A 19,903-nucleotide genomic window follows, 5' to 3' on the forward strand; every position below is an offset into this window, starting at 1 on the left:
GGCTGAAATGCGAATGCATCCATTATGTGTATACCTACAATCCGAACATTCGATTGTTCAAGTCACTTCTCGAAAGCTAACCCTTCGTAGCCACGGAATCATGGGGTTCTCGAGGGCGACCTCGGCCTAACGAATGCAGGGGCCGCACGTAGGTGGACGATGCGCAGAGAAATTGCAGGCGGAGTTGTGGCATTTTGGGTTGACCAAGCGGCATTTCGGCCCGTCAACTCGTCTTCACATGTTCCGTCCCCGCCTATTGCAGGAGTGCGGCTTGCACGCTCCTGCGATTACCCGTCGGAGAGAGGGTTACGAATACTGCGACGAGTTGCGCGACTTCTGCTGTCGCACCATCCCATAGCGGTCGGTCACCTGTCCTACCTTGATAGGAGATGAAATGCGAACGCTGCTCGTTGACCATCATGCGGATCTTACGCGCGCCGTGCGAGTTGCGCTCGGCGATAGCGGTTTCGCCGTTGACGTCGTTGGTACACTGGAACAGGCGTCGAGTGCATTTTGTTGCGCGAGCTATGAAATTCTTCTGCTGGAATTGGTTCTGCCGGATGGCGATGGTCTGGATTGGCTGAGGCAGCTAAGGAGCGACGGACATTCAGTTCCTGCCGTCGTGATGAGCAACATCGACCATCTTGAGCAGCGAATTGCGGTTTTCAATGGTGGCGCGGACGACTTTCTGGTCAAGCCGGTGTTTACTGACGAACTCATCGCCAGAATGCGAGCTGTTCTGCGCCGGTCGACACAGATGACCGACCCGATCATCGTATTTGGCAATCTCCACTTCGATCCGATCGGCCGTCAGGTTTCCGTTGCTGGTCATCCGCTGATGGCCGCACGCCGTGAACTATGTATTCTAGAGCATCTGCTCAACCGTGCAGGCCGCATCGTGCCGCGTGCGCACTTGGAAGATCACCTCTATTCGTTCAACGATGAAGTATCTGCCAACGCGCTTGAAGTCGGAATCTATCGCTTGCGCGGACATCTCAATAGGTCAGGTGCAACGCCACGGATCAAGACCGTGCGTGGCATTGGTTACATTCTCGAATGTCCGACTAGCGCGACATCCGCATAGTTGGTCGAATTGAAAGAAAAGACTGCCTTGAAAATCATTCCAACTGGTCATGCGGGCACTGATCCGCGGCCGCCGCTCATCGTCGGCCCGAGACCTATTGTTTCGCGTTACTTGAGTCATGTCCTCTGCGCGCTCACTTTGTTTTCTCCTCTTCCCGCCGCTGCCCAGAACAAGCAGGTTCAAGCGGCACCCCGCGCCGCTTCCAACAGCATCAACGCCACGCTGAACCTTTCCTCTTCGCTCGGCAAGACAGTTCATTTGCCCGCGGCAGCCGCGACTATCTTTGTTGCCGACCCGGCGATCGCCGATTATCAGGCACCCTCAAGTACAACCATCTTCGTATTTGGAAAGAAATCCGGGCAAACGAGCCTATTCGCCCTGGACGAAAACGGCGAGGCTCTCGCTGAGTTTCGTATCGTCGTCACGCAACCGATCGGGGAACTGCGCGCCATGTTGAGGGACCAGGTCGGCGACTATCCGATCCGAGTCAGCTATACGCCGCGCGGTGCCATCTTAAGCGGTACAGCGCCCGATGCCGAGACCGTCGACACGGCGAAAAGAGTTACTGAGCAATTTCTCGGGGACGGTGCGCAGGTCGTCAATAACATCAAGGTCGCTGGATCCTTGCAGGTTAACCTCAGTGTCCGCGTAGCGGAGGTCTCCCGTAGCGCGATGAAGGCACTCGGCATTAACCTGTCCGCCTTCGGTCAAGTCGGCAATTTCAAAGTGGGTTTATTAAGCGGCAAAGGTGCTGGCGCTGGTGCGGCGAATGGGGGCGGTACAGCAGAAATCGGATTCGACAATGGTGCTGTGAACGTCGGCGCGGTTCTCGATGCGCTCGCCGAGGAGCACATCGCTTCCGTGTTGGCCGAGCCAAACCTCACCGCTATGTCAGGTGAAACTGCCAGCTTCCTGGCCGGTGGCGAATTTCCCATCCCTGTCTTGCAGGAAAAGGGGCAAGTCTCGGTTGAATTCCGTCACTTCGGCGTCAGCCTAGAATTCGTGCCAACCGTTCTCAACAACGACCAAATCAATATTCGCGTAAAGCCGGAAGTCAGCGAACTATCGTCTCAAGGGGCTGTTCAAATCAACGGCATCTCCGTGCCGGCAATTTCCACCCGCCGCGCCGACACGGTCGTCGAACTCGCCAGCGGGCAGAGCTTCGCGATTGGTGGCCTCATCAGGCGGAGCGTCAACACTGATATCAGTGTTTTTCCTTGGCTGGGCGAGTTGCCGGTCCTTGGCGCCCTGTTTCGTTCGTCCTCATTTCAAAAGCAAGAGACGGAACTGGTTATTCTGGTGACGCCTTACATCGTGAGGCCAGGATCGAACCCCAACCAGATGAGCGCACCGACGGACCGGATGGGGGCGCCTTTGGACCAGGGGGCCACTCTGACGAATTCGTTGGCAAGTCCGCCAGGAGACCAGCGCCCTAGTCCCCGCACTGGTGCGTCAGGCGCCAAGGGCGGCCTCGGCTTTATCATTGAATAGCGGTCTACGAATGACGTTGCGGATCATAAGTCTGGTGATCACTCTGACGGTAAGCGTAAGTGGCTGCACAAGCACCGCGCCGATTGTCGAGCCATTGGCACCGATCCTTATCGGGCAGGAGACCACCGTACTAACGTTACACAGCCTTCGCGCTTCCGAACGGCGGCGTTTGCGCGTTTTCCTTGAAACGGCAAGTCACGGCCGGCGCGATGCCCTTCACCTCCTTATCAGCGGGGCGTTCGGGCTCAGCGCAGAGGCCGTCCATGAGGCCAGGCAGATGGGCATCGGCGCCTACAACATCCATTTGCTCGACCAAACCAACGGCGGCGCAGTGCGAATAGAGGCGATTGTCTATCGTGCCCGCCCTCCTGTCTGTCCTTCGTATTCCGGCCCTTTACTCAATGACAAGTCCTTCGACCAGACGCTTGGCTGTTCGATACGCCATAACCTGGCGGCAATGGTCAGCGATCCGCGCGATTTGCTCGACAACAAGGCTGTCAAACCAAGCGATGGTGATCGTGCGGCTGTACCAGTAGCCAGATACAGGACCTTCGCGAAGGACAAAGACGGCTGATGTCAAGTCGCCTCGTCTCTACCTGGTACACCCCGGCAGCTGCTCCAGCACCTAACGCGCGGACCCATCGGATTTGGCGCACGATCATCGCCTCATCGAGGTCGTTGACCTGCGACGATCCAGATGGATAATAGCTGCTCCCTCACCACACTAGGGCGCACTTGAGTGGACGCTGCAGGCTCGCGACTTTCCTTGGTGAGACAGCCGTTACTGTCACGCTGATGGTGTGAACGGAGTTGAGAGGATCCGCTCCAAGGCACCTTTTGAGGGCAAGACGATGGCATGCGCACTGAGCGGACCCTTTGTTGGCGTTTTAAGCTTCGCGTACCTGAAGTGCCACCGCTTGGATCAATGGCCAGGCGCCCAAATATTGGCCGGTTCGTGTCGAACAAGATGGCGCGGCGCCGCGCTCCAGGCGGCGAGTGTTGCGGGGCCGGCGGTGCCCCATGGCCGCCGGAGGATCACTTTCTTCAGCGGGCGCTGCGCGCCTCAGCTTGATGGCGCCGTGCGTCGGCGCGACCGAGCTGGCTGGCGCCACGCTTAATTTTCTGCCGCAATCGAGAACGCGTCGTCAAACCCAAGTCGCATTGGGCCTTGATGATCGCTCTGCTTTGGCGCGCACAATCCCCTCTGCCGGGTTCTTTTGTCGAGCTCTCCTTCTCACCCGCCCGGTGTGACACCACTTCAAAGGCGCAGGTCAGCCGGATCAAGCCGACCTGCTCTAGACACTTTGGAATAGATGGCGATCTGGCGATCTTCCAGGCGCGCCGGTCAGATCGATAGTGCCGCGGCAGCAAAGCTTTACGCGGCCGCTGATTGGCAGGATGGGGGATCGCGCCGAGGAAGCGCAATCCGTTTATCAGGCCACGTTCTGAGATAATTGCGGCGTGCCGATCGGGCTAGGAATACCTGCGGCGGGGATCGGTTCCGCATTCAGGCGTGCCTGCAGATTGTTCAAATACTCTTCTGCATAGGTTTGCGCCGTTGAAAGCGGCAGATTGATGCCGGCCGTCGCAGCCTCTTCCAATGCCTTCCTGATGAGCCCGTTGCGAATCGCGAGTTTGACCTGGGGGCCGGCGACAAGACTGACCGCCTGCGCTGCGACACCGAGGCCAGCTTCTAGCAGCGCCTGCTTCATATTGCCTCCGGTAATAGCTGTACGGACAACATTTAACGCTTGCGCCTCGCACGCAAGCGCCATCGATGCGAGATCGGCCACTTGGCCCACGGCCGGAATGAAGCTGAGTAGACCAACCGCCGTCGCAGTCCAATCAACCACTGTCGAGTACACCTTGAGCACGTCGCCGACTGTGTGGATGAAGGCCCCGCCGTTCTGTTTGGAAGACTTGATATCGGGCTGGTCCGCCGCACCCATCATCATGTCCGCGACGGCCTCCTGCTCTGCAGCGGCATCAGGCACATGGGTTTTCGTTTTCTGAACGGTGCTGTTCGCAACAGACATGTTGCCGTAGAATTGCGCGAAGTCTTTTTTGCTGATGTTACCGGAATCGACCGTATGCCCGCCGCCGAAGTCGAAGAACTCATTGTGGGTCTTATAGCCCGTAATTGAATTGTTCAGCAAACCGAACAAAAGCGGATCGGAGAGTAACTGCGAGGCCGTTTGGCGTACCTTCGGATCGAGGCTCTTGTCGTCTGCCATGCTCGCCAGCTTGTCACGAGTCAGGTCACCGCTCCCAAAGAAGGCGCGCTGATTGCTGTTAATCATCTTGAGCGTGTTCAGCTCGGTTTGCGTGAGGCTCATTGACGATGTAGCGGCTTTGAGGAACTCGTCTTTATGGACCGTATCTGAACCACCGCACAGCTGCTTCCAGGCATCCGGGTGATTTAGGAAGTGTTGAGCAGCCGCAATGACCTGAGGCGGACATTTGCCGGTTTTCGCTTGGCCGTCGACGATCCGCTTGAAATCAGCCAGGCTTAGATCCTTAGGCAGGTCGTCGGAGTACCGGTAAAGCTCGCGCAATGCATCGCTCAAGGTCATGACCGAAGGCTGAGCATTTCCGGCGCTGTCGGATGGAATGTAGTTCTGCTGGTAGCTTTGCGCCTGCCGGTCCTGAAATTCGGCAACTTGTGAGTGATGGTGGGAAAATCCAGACAAATCCTTCGCCGTGATCTTGCCTCCACAGCGACCATCGCCCTGCGATCCGATCGCGTAAAAGAGTTCGGGATCCTGCTGCAGTCCTTCGATCGCCGCTTTCAGATCCGGCGGCGTAGAGGGATCATTGGCTTTATCGCCAAGCGACTCCCAACTGAATGGGCATTGGTCCTTGTGTCGGTTCAGCACTGCCACGATCTGCAACTCGGCCTTGGTTAGCGAGCCGCCGTTCCACGTGATTCTCGAGCTTGGCACGGGAGCCGGCGATATGAAATCGGAGGCGATCGCAGGAGGCTGCGGGGCCTGATCCATCGATTCGATTGCCGCCTTCATATGCGACGGCAGCAGGTCCAATGGGTGCTGCCGCAAATCTTCCAACGTCGATTCGACATCCGGCGCCAGCGGACCCCGGAGCGCGCCAGGATTGGTCATGTCTCCGAGCAAGTAGGTGGACAGCATTGCCTCGAAGGACGATGCGCTTTGCTGAGTCTGCAATACCGCGGCAGAAGGCTTCAGGCCCGACCATGCCTGTACGGGCTGTGGGAGATTCGAAGTGATGGATGATGAAAGGTTGCTGGCCGACATTGTGCATCCTCAGACGTGACGTTGAAATCCCAACAAAGGCCTCATGTAAGCCAATGTTTCACGAACGTTCCGAGCGTTGGCCGGTCGCCAAAATGGCCCCTAGCAGTGCCTTTAATTGCTCCGCTCGTTGTTAGCCCCAAGGTCAATTCCAGCCAAAAGCCAGCGACATGGGGCTTCCGATTCCCATCATGAGCGGCTTAGCTTTCGAGAAACTGACGAATTTCAGAAGAATTCACAATCAGGAGCGGCCGACGTGATGATTTCTCCAGAAGCTGCGGCGTCTCCTTAGATGTCATCTCTGGCTCAGCTCAGGCTTCCCTGCAACGCTATCCGGTTGCGGCACGTCAGAAGAATAAGAGACTTCCGGTTGTCCGTTACGGACGACCGTGGTGGAGGAACCCCGAAACAATATCAGTACCGATTCCCTTGGCGGCGTCTCAGCGACGTGAGGCTGCGCCTGCGCCTCGGCCACAAGGCCGTTGAACGTCTGCTCCACGAGCGCGATGAAGCGCGGTGGACCGGAAACAAGGACGAGGCCATTTCCGGGCGTGGGTCTCACTACATAGCGGTCATCGGAGATGCCAAGCCTATCGAGGGCGCCGTTGAAGGCATCGAAACGAATCGAAGTGAGCACGAGCATCCGAGTTTGCGCTTCTTTTGCAGCGGACACATAGAGCACAAGCCCATCATAGTACCATTGGAGATGGTACAGGTTGGTCAAGCGGTCCAGGAACTCGCGCGGTGGCAAATCCGGCATACGCCCGCGAATCCGCCCCTTCACCTCGGCGCTGATATTGACCCTGATGTTCAGGTTGTTGCCGAACTCCTGCAACGCGGCAGTGAGATCCTGATCTAGAACCGTATACCTGTAGGGTGTCGAGGGAAGCGATAGGGGGGCGCCGACAGTTGTTTGGATGCTGGCGGAGAGAAAAAACCCGACACAGAGAAGTCTTTTCAAGCTGTGCAGGATGGTGGATCGTATGAGCGTTCTTGGCATCTCGCCCTGATAAACCAAAGGATGGAATTGTCACAAGTCACCAAAGTCGTCAAAGTGACTTTAAATGACCAACCGACGCTCCCGTCAGCTTGTCGTCAGCTCGCCTCCCTAAGGGATTGACTCAACAGCGGGTGATGAACCGGCTGGACTCGTCACACGTTAAAGAGAAGCAATCGAGTCCTTGTATGATGATGCCTGTCACGTCGATCCCTGCCAGTGTTACTGACAGTCTCTCCAGGGTTGGCTCACCGTCATTCGGCGAGCAGGCCCAGTTTGACCACGCTCTAGCCCAGGCGGCTGCCTCGATGAAGAACGATACCGCTGCGGCGGCGCCTGTTCCTCCGCCCTTGGATGTTCAACGCGCGACTGCGCAGACAAGTCCACTGGGACACCGCGTGCTGCAGGCGATTTCTTCGATGCACGGGGACAATGCAGTTACTTCTGCCGCGCCCGACCATCAGGTAGCCCTAACGAAGGGCGCTCTACCGGGTACGGCTGAGAGGCTTCCGGTCGAAGGTGGGGCAACGGGGACGTCGGACGTTCCGCGAGCAGGGGGTGACTTCGAAGCGATGGTTGCTGGTCTGCGGGATCTCTACAACGGCGTCACCCAGGTTGCCCTTGTTTCCAAAGGTGTCAGCGGCATCACCTCATCGGTGAACAAACTAATAAAAGAAGGATGAACGGCGCGAATGATTGGCTTAGCCCATGGCGAAATCATGCGTAGTCGCCCGTCTGGTCGGCGATCGCTTCATTTTGTCGTGCTGCCACTTCTCTTCGCCTTGAGTGGTTGCAAGGTCGATCTCTACACGCAATTGCAGGAGCGCGAGGCGAATGAGATGCTGGCGCTTCTGATAGACAACGGAGTTGACGCGGTCCGGGTTGCCGCTAAGGACGGGACCAGCACGATCCAGGTCGACGAAAAGCTCATTGCCTTCTCAATCAACCTCTTGAATGCCAAGGGGCTGCCGCGCCAGTCTTTCAAGAACATCGGCGAGATATTCGAAGGATCAGGACTGATTGCCTCGCCGACCGAGGAGCGTGCCCGTTACGTTTATGCTCTGAGCGAAGAGTTGTCGCGCACGATCAGCGATATTGATGGCGTCTTCTCAGTACGTGTTCATGTCGTTCTGCCGAATAACGACCTGTTACGAGCGGGCGGCACGCCATCCTCGGCCTCGGTCTTTATCCGGCACGACGCCAAAGCAAATCTTTCCGTTCTGCTGCCGAAAATAAAGATGCTCGTCGCCGACAGCATCGAAGGCTTGTCCTACGAAAAGGTCGAAGTGGTTTTGGTGCCAGTGGAACGGTCCGTACATGAGCAACCCTCCGTACCGGCGACTGCGTTGGCCCAAGCGTCTAAATCCTTTCCCGCGCCACTTCTGGCGATCGTGATGGGTGTTGCCGCAGCTGTGTTCGCTGTGGCGTGCTATCTCTTAGCAAGTGTTCTTCGGCATCGGCGCAGACAATCATCGGGCGAATTATCCAAGATCGGGGGCCCCTCGGGTGTTTCCGCTGTCGAGGCCATTCGAAAAAAAATCATTGGCCGTGCGGCATAGGTGATATTCTCAATGCCCATTTCGATGCAGACTAGCGATCGCGATCATTCGTCGCAATTACGTTCCGTGTACTGGAGCAAGCTTGCTGCTTCGGCCCATCCGACTCGTATTGCCGCCTGTCTGGATCCGACGTTATCGGCTGCGACAGTGGTGCAGCTGCAGACCTGTGCCAGGCTGCAGCCAAAATTGGCAGAATTGCTGCTTGACAATGACACGGATTCGAACGGATGCGGCTGGGGGCCGGATCTTCTGCAGGGGCATGACCCGCGTCGGGCTGCCCTCTTTGCGGGCAGTGTTTGGCATGCTCGTTCGCTGCTGAAGCTTGTTTCACAACGTCACCTCACGGTGCTAGTTGAACATATCGGCGCTGATGCGCACGCTTTTGGCATCCGACATCTGGCGTATGCGATCACAGGCAGTTTGATCGCTGATCCGAAAAAACTCGCGCTCAAAATTGAACACGATGGACATGCCTGCCTTGGTGCTTGGCTCGATCAGAGTCCAGTGCTTGAGCGTAACCGCGTGCTTCTACGGTTGCCCCTCGGGACAGCCGCCGAGAATCCAGCGCCCGAGCACGGCAATGCCTCAGGCCAGTTGTTTTCGCTCGTGCTAGCCCATTTTGAGACGGAGATCCCGGCGCTATGACAGCCGATGTTTCCGCGGCGCCCGTCGCACCGCAAATGCGCCCAGTTGGGCCACTGATCCCGGCAAGTGAGCTCGAAATCTGGCAGTGCGCCGCAGAAGCGCGCGCTGCGGCAGAACGGCATCAGCAGCGGGTTCGCAGTTGGGCACGCGCCGCTTATCAGCGTGAGCGGGCGCGCGGCCAAATCGAGGGTTTGAATGCAGGCGCGGAGGAATTGGCACGGCTGATTGCGGGGACAGTCTCCGAAGTGGCGCAACGAAAGGCGGTTCTGGAGCAGGAACTGCCACAGCTCGTGATGGAGGTCCTAAGCGATATTCTGGGCGCTTTCGACCCGGGTGAGCTGTTGGTGAGGGCTGTTCGTCACGCCATTGAGCGCAAATACAGCGGCGCGGAAGTTTGCCTTCATGTATGCCCCATGCAAGTCGATATGCTCGCGCGCGAGTTTGCTGGATGCGACGGAAGGGAGGGTCGGCCGAGGGTTCGGATCGATCCGGATCCGACGTTGTCGCTTCAACAGTGCGTGCTGTGGAGCGAGTATGGCAATGTCGATCTGGGACTTGACGCACAGATGCGCGCGCTGCGTCTCGGCTTCGGGTTGCTCTCTGAGGAAGGCGAACCGTGACCACGCCGGTACCAGAGCATAATAATTTCGCCGGCATCCGGGCTCCCGATCCGGCGATCTCGTCTTTGAGGTCTGCAGCAAAGCAAATCGACACGCGTGTGGTGCGCGGACGGATCACGCGGGCTATCGGTACACTGGTCCACGCTGTCTTGCCGGACACTCGTATTGGGGAACTTTGTCTCCTACAGGATCCGCGAACCGGTCTGTCGCTGGAAGCCGAGGTGATCGGCCTGTTGGATGATGGGGTGTTGCTTACGCCGATCGGCGACTTGGTCGGCCTGTCCAGCCGCACAGAAGTCGTGGCCACCGGACGAATGCGTGAAGTGCCAGTCGGCCCCGATTTGCTCGGCCGCGTGATTGACAGCCGTTGCCGTCCACTTGACGGCAAAGGCGAAGTTAAAACGGCCGAAACTCGTCCGCTGCGCGGCAGGGCACCCAATCCGATGACAAGGCGCATTGTTGAGCGGCCATTCCCGCTCGGAGTCCGTGCCCTGGATGGTCTCCTGACATGCGGCGAGGGCCAGCGAATCGGGATCTATGGCGAGCCTGGTTGTGGCAAGTCGACGTTATTGTCGCAGATCGTAAAAGGTGCCGCCGCTGACGTTGTCATAGTCGCCCTCATAGGCGAACGCGGACGTGAAGTTCGTGAATTCATCGAGCGGCATCTTGGGGAGGCCGGCCTGCGCCGTACGGTCGTTGTCGTTGAAACGTCCGACCGCTCAGCAGTGGAGCGGGCGCAATGTGCTCCTATGGCGACTGCGCTCGCCGAATATTTTCGCGAACAGGGACTACGCGTCGCTCTCATGATGGACTCGCTGACGCGCTTCTGCCGCGCCATGCGAGAAATAGGCCTCGCTGCTGGTGAGCCGCCGACCCGACGGGGCTTTCCTCCTTCCGTCTTTGGCATGCTGCCAGGCCTGCTGGAGCGGGCCGGCATGGGTGAGCGCGGCTCGATCACGGCCTTCTACACTGTGCTTGTCGAAGGTGATGGCACAGGTGATCCAATCGCCGAGGAATCGCGCGGCATTCTCGATGGCCATGTCGTCCTCTCACGCGCTATCGCGGCGCGATCGCATTTCCCCGCTATCGATGTGCTGCAGAGTCGCAGCCGCGTGATGGATGCGGTCGTTTCTGGGACACATCGCAAGGCAGCATCCTTCTTCCGCGATCTCCTGTCGCGCTATGCCGAGAACGAGTTTTTGATCAATGTCGGCGAATACAAGCAAGGCGGCGACCCCCTAACTGACCGGGCTGTCGCGTCGATTGGCGAGCTGAGGGAATTTTTGTGCCAGACCGAAGGCGAGGCATCGCATTTCGAGGAGACGGTCGCATGGATGTCGCGTCTGACCGCGTGAATCGTGTTCAGGCTTCGAGATTACGGCTCCTGAAGGAAATGCAAGAGCGTGGTGCCCGTAGGGAGCTGTCCAGGAAGGAAACCGAGCGCCATATGGCCACCTTAGCCGTACACAATGCCTCGCAGGGGCTTGCAATCGCACAGCAACATTGCGCTTCGGCCGAAGCAGCGCTCTACCAAGAGCTGATGACGCTCGACAGCTTGTCCAGCGCAGCACTCGACCGTCACGACCTTTGTATTGAGCGGCTTGCGGCTGAGATCGCTTTCAAACGCCAGATGCTTGATGATGCACGCCTTGCTCAAGAAAAGGCCGAGATAGCGGCATCTGAGAAGAGGGAGCTATGGGTCAGATGTTCGGCGGCAACGCACAAATGGCAACAAATCGACGATGACGTCAGGCGCGCCGTCGATATTCAGTCGGATGCCGCAGGCGAGATAGAGGCCGACGATGAAATGTTGCTTCGGTATGGGAGGGTTTCTCTCGCCCAGATGTCGCGCAGCCAGATCCGATAACCGCAGGTTCTGTGAATGACGCGCTCGTGCAGTTTAGAGCCGCTTTGGTAACCACTGTGGTCAGACCCGCTATACTCGAACCAGCGCTAACACTGTCCCACGAGGTCGCCTCGTGGCTCAATGATATAGCGACTTCCCGCACGCCGTTTCAGAGCCGGATGGGCGACAAGTCGCTATCGCTGCGGATGGGCGGAGTTGTGTGGCAGCAGGAACCTACTGCCATTCCGATGCTTGACTGCATTTGGCGGGTGGGAGGTGAAACGGTCGTCTTGTCGCTGTCCCGACCGCTTGTAGAGGCGCTCGTCTCGACCGTGCAGAGTGGCCTTGCTTTCCCTTCCGAGCCAACTGCTTCGCTCATTCTCGAACTTGCACTCGAGCCGCTGATAGCTCGCCTGGAGCACAGGACACAGCGGAGCGTGCACCTCCTTTGCGTGCGTGAAGCCATGACACCGGCACCTTATCTCGAGCTGGATATCGTCTTCGGTCCCGTCAGTGGCAAGGGTCGTCTGTCCCTGTTCTCGCCTCTTGATGGCTTGGTGCCGTCTGCGTTCCGCGCTTTGGGCGTACTGATTGGGCAGTTGCCGCGACAGCCGCGCGGGCTTTCCACAGAGCTTCCGGTCATAGTTGCAGGAGAGATCGGCACGCTTCGCGTTCCGGCGGCGCTTCTTCGAAGAGCATGTGCCGGTGATGCTCTGATACCAGACATAGCGCCGTTCGGCCGTGGCCAGATCACCCTATCAGTGGGGCAGTTATGGACCGAGGCAGATCTTGAGGGCGACCACCTAATCCTGCGGGCGCCTTTCCGCCCGCGATCGTGCCCGTTGGAGAATGCGCATATGAAACAACCCGAATCTCAACTAGGGCCGTCGGAAGCCGATCTCGACGAAATCGAGATCGTGCTTGTCTTTGAATGCGGCCGCTGGCCTATCCCTCTAGGAGAATTGAGGAGTGCCGGCGAAGGGCATGTTTTCGAACTTGGTCGGCCGATCGATGGTCCAGTCGACATAGTTGCTAATGGTCGGCGTATCGGGCGTGGCGACATTGTGCGCATCGGAGATGAGCTGGGCATCAGACTCTGCGGCAGATTGGCATGCAATGACTGAGATTCAGCCGGCCGTCCTGACGCTTCTTGCGGTTACCGCCGGACTCGGGCTGCTGGTTTTAGCAGTCGCCACGACGACGGCGTTCGTAAAGGTATCGGTTGTTCTATTCCTCGTCCGCAATGCGCTCGGGACCCAGACGATACCACCGAACGTGGTACTATACGCCGCGGCATTGATCCTCACCATGTTCGTTAGCGCGCCTGTTATTGAACAGACCTATGATCGCCTCACAGATCCGAAACTGCGTTATCAGACGATCGATGACTGGATAAGCGCCGCTCAAGAAGGAAGTGAACCCTTGCGCGATCATCTCAAGAAGTTCACGAACGAAGAGCAGCGGCGATTTTTCCTTTCCTCGACTGAAAAAGTCTGGCCAGAGGAAATGCGCGCCAAAAGCCACACCTGATGATTTTGCCATTCTCGTACCATCTTTTCTAATTTCAGAACTCAAGCGTGCATTCGAAATCGGCTTTCTCCTTTATCTGCCCTTTATCGTCATCGATCTTATCGTAACGACAATCTTGATGGCGATGGGCATGTCAATGGTATCCCCTACGGTTATATCTGTACCTTTCAAACTATTTTTGTTTGTCGCTATTGATGGCTGGTCGAGATTGATGCACGGACTTGTGTTGAGTTACACGATACCGGGAGGTTAACTATTACTGAATCGACTATTGTCACACTTATGAGCCAATCTTTGATGGTTTTCATGATCTGGGTTCTGCCGCCGCTCATTGCATCGGTGGTTGTTGGCCTGGGCATTGGCATCATCCAGGCGGCAACGCAGATTCAGGATGAAAGCTTGCCGCTCACGGTGAAGCTTCTGGTCGTTGTCGCGGTAATTGGCCTGTTTGCCCCTGTGCTGAGCGCTCCGCTCATAGAGCTAGCCGACCAGATCTTTACTGAGTTTCCCGCAATGACACCAAGCTACTAGCCTCCGCCATGTATGCGTCATCGGGCGAGATTCAAATCCTGATCCATGCGGCTCTCGAGCTCGTCGTTGCGGCCAGTCTTGGCGCAGCCCGCGCGATAGGCATTATGCTGGTACTTCCTGTATTTACACGATCTCAGGTCGGTGGGCTGATCCGCAGCTGCCTGGCTGTTGCCTTCGGACTGCCGTGCTTGGCACAGGTGAGCGACGGGCTGCGCGCGCTGGATCCTGAAACGGTTCTAATCCATGTAACTCTGCTCGGTTTGAAGGAGGTTTTTGTCGGCGTGCTACTTGGCACTTTGCTCGGCATCCCCCTATGGGGCCTTCAGGCGGCTGGTGAGTTTATCGATAACCAACGTGGCATCTCCAGCCCGTCCGCTCCGACCGACCCCGCGACGAACAGCCAGGCTTCCGCTATGGGCGTTTTTCTCGGGATCACTGCAATTACGATCTTCGTCGCATCAGGAGGTATGGAGGCTGTCATCAGTGCTCTTTATGGCAGCTACCTGATCTGGCCCGTTTTTCGTTTTCACCCCACATTGAGCCCGCAAGGAGCAATGGAGCTATTAGGGCTCCTCGACCACATTATGCGCACGACATTATTGGTCTCCGGCCCCGTAGTGATCTTCCTGCTGCTGGTGGATGTATCAATGATGATACTTCGTCGCTTTGCGCCGCAATTCAAGTCGAGCCAACTGTCCCCGACGCTCAAGAATATCGGCTTTCCGATTATCATGGTCACCTACACCGCCTATCTGGTCGAGGGCATGAAACTGGAGATTGCACAAGCGAATGGCGCGCTTGAGTGGTTCGGCAAGTTGCTGAAATGAGCGACACGAGTGAAGAAAAGAATCACGCCGCCACCCCGACGAAGCTAAGGGAAGCGCGCAAAAACGGGCAGATACCGCGCAGCGCCGATTTCGTCCGCGCGGCCGGCACTTGCGCTGGGTTCGGCTACCTTTGGCTGAGAGGGAGCGTGATCGAAGACAAATGCCAGGAAGCGCTATTATTGGTCGACAAGCTGCAGAACCTTCCTTTCGATATCGCGGTCCGGCAGGCATTGGTCCTGCTGATCGAACTCACCCTGGGGGCCGTTGGCCCGCTGCTTGGAGCTCTCGTCGCCGCGGTAATTTCGGCGGGATTGATAGCCAATGGTGGATTTGTCTTCTCTCTCGAGCCTATGAAGCCCAAGTTTGAGAAGATTGACCCTTTTCAAGGGCTGAAACGCATGGTGTCTGCGCGTTCAGCAGTCGAGCTTGGGAAGACACTGTTTAAGGTAGTGGTCCTCAGCACCACCTTTCTTATCTTGCTTTTCGGCATGTGGAAGACGGTGATCTATCTGCCAGTCTGCGGCATGGGCTGTCTCGGCTTGGTCTTTACGGAGGCGAAACTGCTGATGGGGATTGGCGCCGGTGCACTTCTGGTGGGCGGGCTGATCGATCTCCTGTTGCAGCGTTCGTTGTTTCTGCGCGAAATGCGCATGACCAAGACCGAAGTGACGCGCGAGTTGAAGGAACAGCAGGGGACGCCAGAGTTGAAGAGTGAACGGCGTCGCATCCGCGACGAGACGGCGGGGGAGCCTCCGCTTGGGTTGAATCGCGCCACGTTGATCTTCAGAGGAAAGGCGATACTGGTCGGTCTTCGCTACATTCGTGGTGAGACCGGGGTGCCGGTCCTAGTTTGCCGCGCCGAGGGCGAGGCCGCTTCGCACATGTTCTGTGAGGCGCAGGCCCTACATCTCACTATTTTTGATGATCATGTCCTAGCGCATCAGCTCATCAGCGCGACGAAACTGGGCAACGCCGTTCCCAGGCAACATTTCGAGCCCGTCGCGAGAGCACTCTTCGCCGCAGGCTTAGCCTAGATGTGGCGCCTCAACAGGCTGTCCTCGGTGAGGCCGAGTCTGCTGATTGGCGTTGTGGGTTTAGGCTGCGGGACTGTTCCACTAGCCATTAAGCCAGGCAGGCGGCTCGACGGCGCTGGGAAGTCGGGCATGGGACGGCATAGGCTCCCCAAGACCACGCTTGATGAAGCGCCCGGCCTTGCGTTGGTCTTGGCGTGTAGGTTTGATGCGGATGGGCTTGAGCCCAAGGATGCGGCAATCCTCGCGAAGGCTTTCGCCTTGTAGCCGAAGCCGGCCTAGTAGGCGACCGCCTCGTATGGTCGAATTGGTGGCTCGTCCGATATCCCTGCACGCGTAGTGCCACCGGGCAGACGGATGCAGGAGGGCGTATCACCGGATCGACCTCGATCGCGGCGACTTGAGAGACCTTGGCCATTAGACCGCCAGGACCGGGTGTTTTGCGCGTGAAGGAGTGCCGCTGAGCCTGCCGACGCTCGCCGACCAGGTTGGCGCGGCCACATTCGCGCTCGTGCCCATCCATCGTCGATCGAGCCTCATGTCCTCCTCGCCGACCGCTGGCACGGCGGCGATACAAACGTGCCGGTCCTCGCCAAGGGCAAGGCCGATAATGGCAGGCTGCGGGTCTATGTCAGCGTTCGGCGGTGTCGATCCGCCCGCCGAGCTGTTTCATTATTCGCGCTACCGGCGTGCCGAACATCCACGGGCCCATCTTGGCACCTGGTCCGGGATCTGCAGGCCGACGCCTATGGCGGCTATGGCGAACGCTACGATCGCCGGGGCCGGTACTCGAAGCAGGTTGCGCATGCGCGCCGCAAATTGTTCGAGCTCGCCGGGAGCCAAGCTTTGCCACAATCGCCTAAAAGAGGATCATCCGCGTACCGGGGCAATCTTACGTTAAGGTCGGATTGTAGAGGGATATACTGGCCACAGAAAGCGGCTTGTTCTGCCGTTCCGGCTCCGGTTTCGCCTCTGCGCTTTCAAGGCGCGCCAGAAGCCGGGCCCGCTCTCCCGCAGCCTTTTCCACGCTTGCCTGCTTGACGTGGCCGTAGCCGCGAATGAGAGCCGGGACTGACGCCAAGGCAGCAGCCGCCTCTAACTTCGCTGGCGTCAGGATGCGGGCGATGCGGTCGACATCGGCCTCGTAGCTTGCGAGCAGGCCGCGCTCCGTCCGCCGCTCGGCGGAATAGCCGAACAGATCGAGCGCTGATCCGCGCAGGCCCTTCAGCGACGCAAGCAGGCTGAATGCCTTCATCATCCCCGGCCCGAAACTTGATTTCTTTGGCTTTCCGTCCGCGCCGCGCCGTCCCATGATCGGGGGCGCGAGGTGGAATTCCAGCCGGTCGTATTCTTGGAATTGCGCCGCCAGTTGGCGCTGGAACGATCCGTCCGTGTAGAGGCGGGCGACTTCATACTCGTCCTTGATAGCCATCAGTTTGAAGAGGTTTTTCGCCACGGCCTCGGCGACCGGGGCGGAGCCCGGCAAGACTGCCTGCTCGGCCTTGCGGACGGCCGCGACACGATCGGCGTAACGCTTCGCATAGGCGGCGTTCTGATAGGCGGTCAGGAACTCCACTCGACGCGCGACGATCTCGTCAAGCGTCTGTGCGATACCGGGCTCCGCCGCCTGGCCAGGCCGGCCGAGCATTCCTTTGACGAAATCCGGCTGATGCGCCGCGCGCCGTCCCCAGCGGAAAGCTGCGATATTCATGGCGACCGACTCGCCATTGAGTTCGATGGCGCGTTCGATCGCGTCCGCCGGCAGCGGCAGCCCGCCATGCTGGTAGGCAAAGCCCAGCATGAACATGTTGGCCCCGAGCGAATTGCCGAACAGCGCTGACGCAGTGCGCGTGGCGTCGAAGAAATGCGCCTTTTCGCCGGCAGCCTCGCGAATGGCCTCCTTCAACCGCTCCACGGGCAGCGAAAAATCGGCCGAGCGCGCGAAGTCGCCCGGCATGATCTCGGCGGTGTTGGCGACGAAGATCGTATGGCCCTCGCGCACCGCCGCCAGCACCTTCTTGTTGCCCGACACGACCAGGTCGCAGCCGAGAACGAGGTCGGCCTTGCCCGCCGAGACGCGGATGGCGTGGATATCCTCAGGGGTTTTTGCGATGCGGACATGTGAAAAGACCGCCCCGCCCTTCTGCGCCAGGCCCGCCATGTCGATCATGCCGCAGCCCTTGCCCTCCAGATGCGCCGCCATGCCGAGGATGGCGCCGACTGTGACGACGCCGGTGCCGCCGACGCCGTCGATGATCGACGACCAGCCGTCGCCATTGAGCGCAAAAAGCTGTGGCTCCAGCACGCCTTCGAGCGGATCGGATTTTCCTGCCATGCCTTCGGCCTTGCGAATCTTCGCGCCATGCACGGTGACGAAGGATGGGCAAAAGCCGTTGACGCAGGAGAAATCCTTATTGCAGCTCGACTGGTCAATGCGGCGCTTGCGGCCGAACTCAGTTTCGACGGGTTGGATCGAGGCGCAGTTGGATTGGACGCCGCAATCGCCGCAGCCTTCGCAGACGAGCTCATTGATGATGACGCGCTTGTCGGGGTCCGGAAAGGTTCCGCGCTTGCGGCGGCGGCGCTTTTCGGCCGCGCAGGTCTGGTCATAAAGCAGCACGGACACGCCCTTCACCTCGCGCAACTGCCGCTGCACCAGGTCGAGATCATCGCGATGGTGGATGGTGGAACCGGCGGGAAACCCTATCCCGGCGGCGGCATACTTGCGGGGTTCGTCGGTGACGATGGCGATGCGCTCGACGCCCTCGGCGTGCACCTGGCTCGCGATCATGTCGACGGTCAGATTGCCTTCGATCGGCTGGCCACCAGTCATAGCGACGGCGTCGTTGTAGAGGATCTTATAGGTGATGTTCGCGCCCGAGGCGAGCGCGAAGCGCAGCGCCAGCGAGCCGGAATGGTTATAGGTGCCGTCGCCGAGGTTCTGGAAGATGTGCTCGCGCGTCGAGAACGGCGCCTGGCCGACCCATTGCGCGCCCTCCCCGCCCATCGCGGTGAAGCCGACCGTGGAGCGGTCCATCCACAGCGCCATGAAGTGGCAGCCGATGCCGGCGGTGGCGATCGAGCCTTCCGGCACTTTGGTCGAGGAATTGTGCGGGCAGCCGGAGCAGAAGAATGGCGTGCGCGCGCCAATGTCCTTCTTGTCGGCAAGCATCGCCTGGAACTGCTTTAGCCGAGCGACCCGTGCAGAAATCTCCTCCGACGGTCCGATCGTCTCGACGATGCGCTCGCCGAGCGCGATCGCGATATCATTAGGGTCGAGGGAACCCTTGGCCGGGAAAAGCCAGCCGCCGCGCTCGTCCTTCTTGCCAATCACCATGGGCTGCATGGCCGTGTTGTAGAGGCTCTCGCGCAGCTGGACTTCGATCAGCGAGCGCTTCTCCTCGACGACGATCACCTTCTCCAGGCCACGCACGAAATCCGCAATGTGCTCGAAGTCGAGCGGCCACGGGCAGCCTATCTTGAACAGCCGCACGCCGAGCTGGTTGGCGCGGGCTTCGTCGACGCCGATATCCTCCAGCGCCTGGCGTACGTCAAGATAGCTCTTGCCGATGGTGATGATGCCGATCTTCGGATTTCGGCCGCCCGAATAGACGATTCGATTGAGATCATTGGCCTTGATGAAGGCCGCCGCTGCGGCACGCTTGTGTTCGTGCAGACGCGCTTCCTGGCCGAGCTGGTCGAGCTCGTGGCGGATATTCAAACCGCTGGGCGGCATGTCGAACTCGGGGATGATGATGTTCAGCCGGTCGAGCGACGCATCCACCGAAGCCGTCGATTCGATATTGTCCTTGACGCATTTGATCGCCGCCCAGGTGCCGGCGAAGCGCGACATGGCGTAGCCGTAAAGGCCGTATTCGATCAGTTCCTGCACGCCCGCCGGATTGAGGATTGGGATCATGGTATCGACGAACACGAACTCGGTGGCGTGCGCGTTGCTGGATGATTCCGCCATGTGGTCGTCGCCCATCAGGGCGAGCACACCGCCATACCTGGACGATCCGGCGAGATTGGCGTGGCGAAAAACGTCGCCGGAGCGGTCGACGCCCGGACCCTTGCCGTACCAGATCGAAAAAACGCCGTCATATTTGCCTTCGCCGAGCAGTTCCGTCTGCTGCGTACCCCAGCAGGCCGTAGCGGCCAGTTCCTCGTTCAGCCCGGGCTGGAAAACGATGCTGGCGTCGGCAAGCTGCCGTTTGGCTTTCCAGAGCTGGAGGTCGAGACCGCCGAGCGGCGAGCCGCGATAGCCCGAAACGAAGCCGGCGGTGTTAAGCCCCGCGCGGCGATCGCGCTCGCGCTGCATGAGGAGCATACGCACGACCGCCTGCGCGCCCGACAGGAAGATGCGCTCCTTGGAAAGGTCGAATTTGTCGTCGAGCGCAATGTCATGAAGCGTCATCTGCAATTCCTTCGACGCGACAGCTCAAATCGGGCGTCCGCTTCAGGCAAGTTTTG

Annotated in this window: 16 protein-coding genes and 2 pseudogenes; 15 read left to right on the forward strand and 3 right to left on the reverse strand. The window is 58.9% G+C overall.

Going from position 1 to position 19,903, the window contains the following annotated elements:
• Positions 1 to 394: 394 nt before the first annotated feature.
• From BPNPMPFG_RS40330 to BPNPMPFG_RS40340, 3 genes are read left to right on the forward strand one after another with little or no spacing between them, the layout of a single operon-like run.
• Positions 395 to 1,084 carry a response regulator gene (locus BPNPMPFG_RS40330; RefSeq protein WP_183455245.1) on the forward strand — a complete coding sequence of 230 codons (690 nt, stop codon included), beginning with the start codon at positions 395 to 397 and terminating at the stop codon, positions 1,082 to 1,084.
• Between the two features lie 27 nt (positions 1,085 to 1,111).
• Positions 1,112 to 2,575 (forward strand): type II and III secretion system protein family protein, encoded by a 1,464-nt coding sequence (locus tag BPNPMPFG_RS40335; protein ID WP_413776972.1) that lies wholly within the window; start codon positions 1,112 to 1,114, stop codon positions 2,573 to 2,575.
• A 10-nt stretch (positions 2,576 to 2,585) separates the two neighbouring features.
• The gene (locus BPNPMPFG_RS40340; protein WP_258598530.1) at positions 2,586 to 3,149 is read left to right on the forward strand and encodes a CpaD family pilus assembly lipoprotein; all 564 of its coding nucleotides are present in this window, start codon (positions 2,586 to 2,588) and stop codon (positions 3,147 to 3,149) included.
• 859 nt (positions 3,150 to 4,008) lie between these two features.
• Here the strand turns inward: BPNPMPFG_RS40340 and BPNPMPFG_RS40345 are convergent.
• Positions 4,009 to 5,847: an HrpF/NolX family T3SS translocon protein gene (locus BPNPMPFG_RS40345; protein ID WP_258598532.1), complete on the reverse strand. Its 1,839-nt coding sequence runs from the start codon at positions 5,845 to 5,847 to the stop codon at positions 4,009 to 4,011.
• Positions 5,848 to 6,139: 292 nt separating this feature from the next.
• Positions 6,140 to 6,844, reverse strand: coding sequence for a secretin N-terminal domain-containing protein (locus tag BPNPMPFG_RS40350; protein WP_258598534.1), 705 nt, complete (start codon positions 6,842 to 6,844; stop codon positions 6,140 to 6,142).
• Positions 6,845 to 6,978: 134 nt separating this feature from the next.
• On the opposite strand from BPNPMPFG_RS40350, the gene BPNPMPFG_RS40355 reads away from it, so the two are divergent.
• The 12 genes and pseudogenes from BPNPMPFG_RS40355 to BPNPMPFG_RS43540 all read left to right on the forward strand — a co-directional run.
• Entirely contained in the window at positions 6,979 to 7,524 is a 546-nt protein-coding gene (locus BPNPMPFG_RS40355; protein WP_319946041.1) for a nodulation protein NolB, read from the forward strand.
• A 9-nt stretch (positions 7,525 to 7,533) separates the two neighbouring features.
• A complete protein-coding gene (sctJ, locus tag BPNPMPFG_RS40360) occupies positions 7,534 to 8,400 on the forward strand; it encodes a type III secretion system inner membrane ring lipoprotein SctJ (RefSeq protein WP_258598535.1) in 867 nt (288 codons plus the stop codon).
• A 12-nt stretch (positions 8,401 to 8,412) separates the two neighbouring features.
• Positions 8,413 to 9,045 (forward strand): nodulation protein NolU, encoded by a 633-nt coding sequence (locus tag BPNPMPFG_RS40365; protein WP_319946042.1) that lies wholly within the window; start codon positions 8,413 to 8,415, stop codon positions 9,043 to 9,045.
• Entirely contained in the window at positions 9,042 to 9,665 is a 624-nt protein-coding gene (sctL, locus tag BPNPMPFG_RS40370) for a type III secretion system stator protein SctL (protein WP_183455251.1), read from the forward strand. Before BPNPMPFG_RS40365 ends, sctL begins: the two co-directional genes overlap by 4 nt.
• Positions 9,662 to 11,020 (forward strand): type III secretion system ATPase SctN, encoded by a 1,359-nt coding sequence (gene sctN, locus BPNPMPFG_RS40375; protein ID WP_280515985.1) that lies wholly within the window; start codon positions 9,662 to 9,664, stop codon positions 11,018 to 11,020. The genes sctL and sctN overlap by 4 nt, the downstream gene beginning before the upstream one ends.
• On the forward strand, positions 10,996 to 11,532 hold the full coding sequence (locus tag BPNPMPFG_RS40380; RefSeq protein ID WP_183465591.1) for a hypothetical protein: 537 nt from the start codon (positions 10,996 to 10,998) through the stop codon (positions 11,530 to 11,532). The genes sctN and BPNPMPFG_RS40380 overlap by 25 nt, the downstream gene beginning before the upstream one ends.
• 26 nt (positions 11,533 to 11,558) lie before the next feature.
• Positions 11,559 to 12,635: a type III secretion system cytoplasmic ring protein SctQ gene (gene sctQ / locus BPNPMPFG_RS40385; RefSeq protein WP_413776973.1), complete on the forward strand. Its 1,077-nt coding sequence runs from the start codon at positions 11,559 to 11,561 to the stop codon at positions 12,633 to 12,635.
• A pseudogene (gene sctR, locus BPNPMPFG_RS40390) lies at positions 12,628 to 13,294 on the forward strand (type III secretion system export apparatus subunit SctR). Before sctQ ends, sctR begins: the two are co-directional and overlap by 8 nt.
• 29 nt (positions 13,295 to 13,323) lie before the next feature.
• A complete protein-coding gene (locus BPNPMPFG_RS40395) occupies positions 13,324 to 13,572 on the forward strand; it encodes an EscS/YscS/HrcS family type III secretion system export apparatus protein (RefSeq protein WP_413776932.1) in 249 nt (82 codons plus the stop codon).
• A gap of 8 nt (positions 13,573 to 13,580) precedes the next feature.
• On the forward strand, positions 13,581 to 14,399 hold the full coding sequence (sctT, locus tag BPNPMPFG_RS40400; protein WP_258598541.1) for a type III secretion system export apparatus subunit SctT: 819 nt from the start codon (positions 13,581 to 13,583) through the stop codon (positions 14,397 to 14,399).
• Entirely contained in the window at positions 14,396 to 15,433 is a 1,038-nt protein-coding gene (locus BPNPMPFG_RS40405; protein WP_258598542.1) for an EscU/YscU/HrcU family type III secretion system export apparatus switch protein, read from the forward strand. The genes sctT and BPNPMPFG_RS40405 overlap by 4 nt, the downstream gene beginning before the upstream one ends.
• A gap of 576 nt (positions 15,434 to 16,009) precedes the next feature.
• Positions 16,010 to 16,213: pseudogene (locus BPNPMPFG_RS43540) on the forward strand (IS66 family transposase); the annotation flags it as partial.
• 109 nt (positions 16,214 to 16,322) lie between these two features.
• Here the strand turns inward: BPNPMPFG_RS43540 and BPNPMPFG_RS40415 are convergent.
• Positions 16,323 to 19,853, reverse strand: a complete 3,531-nt coding sequence (locus BPNPMPFG_RS40415; RefSeq protein WP_413776933.1) for an indolepyruvate ferredoxin oxidoreductase family protein — start codon at positions 19,851 to 19,853, stop codon at positions 16,323 to 16,325.
• Positions 19,854 to 19,903: the final 50 nt, after the last annotated feature.

It is taken from the genome of Mesorhizobium sp. AR07 (assembly GCF_024746815.1).
GTDB lineage: Bacteria > Pseudomonadota > Alphaproteobacteria > Rhizobiales > Rhizobiaceae > Mesorhizobium.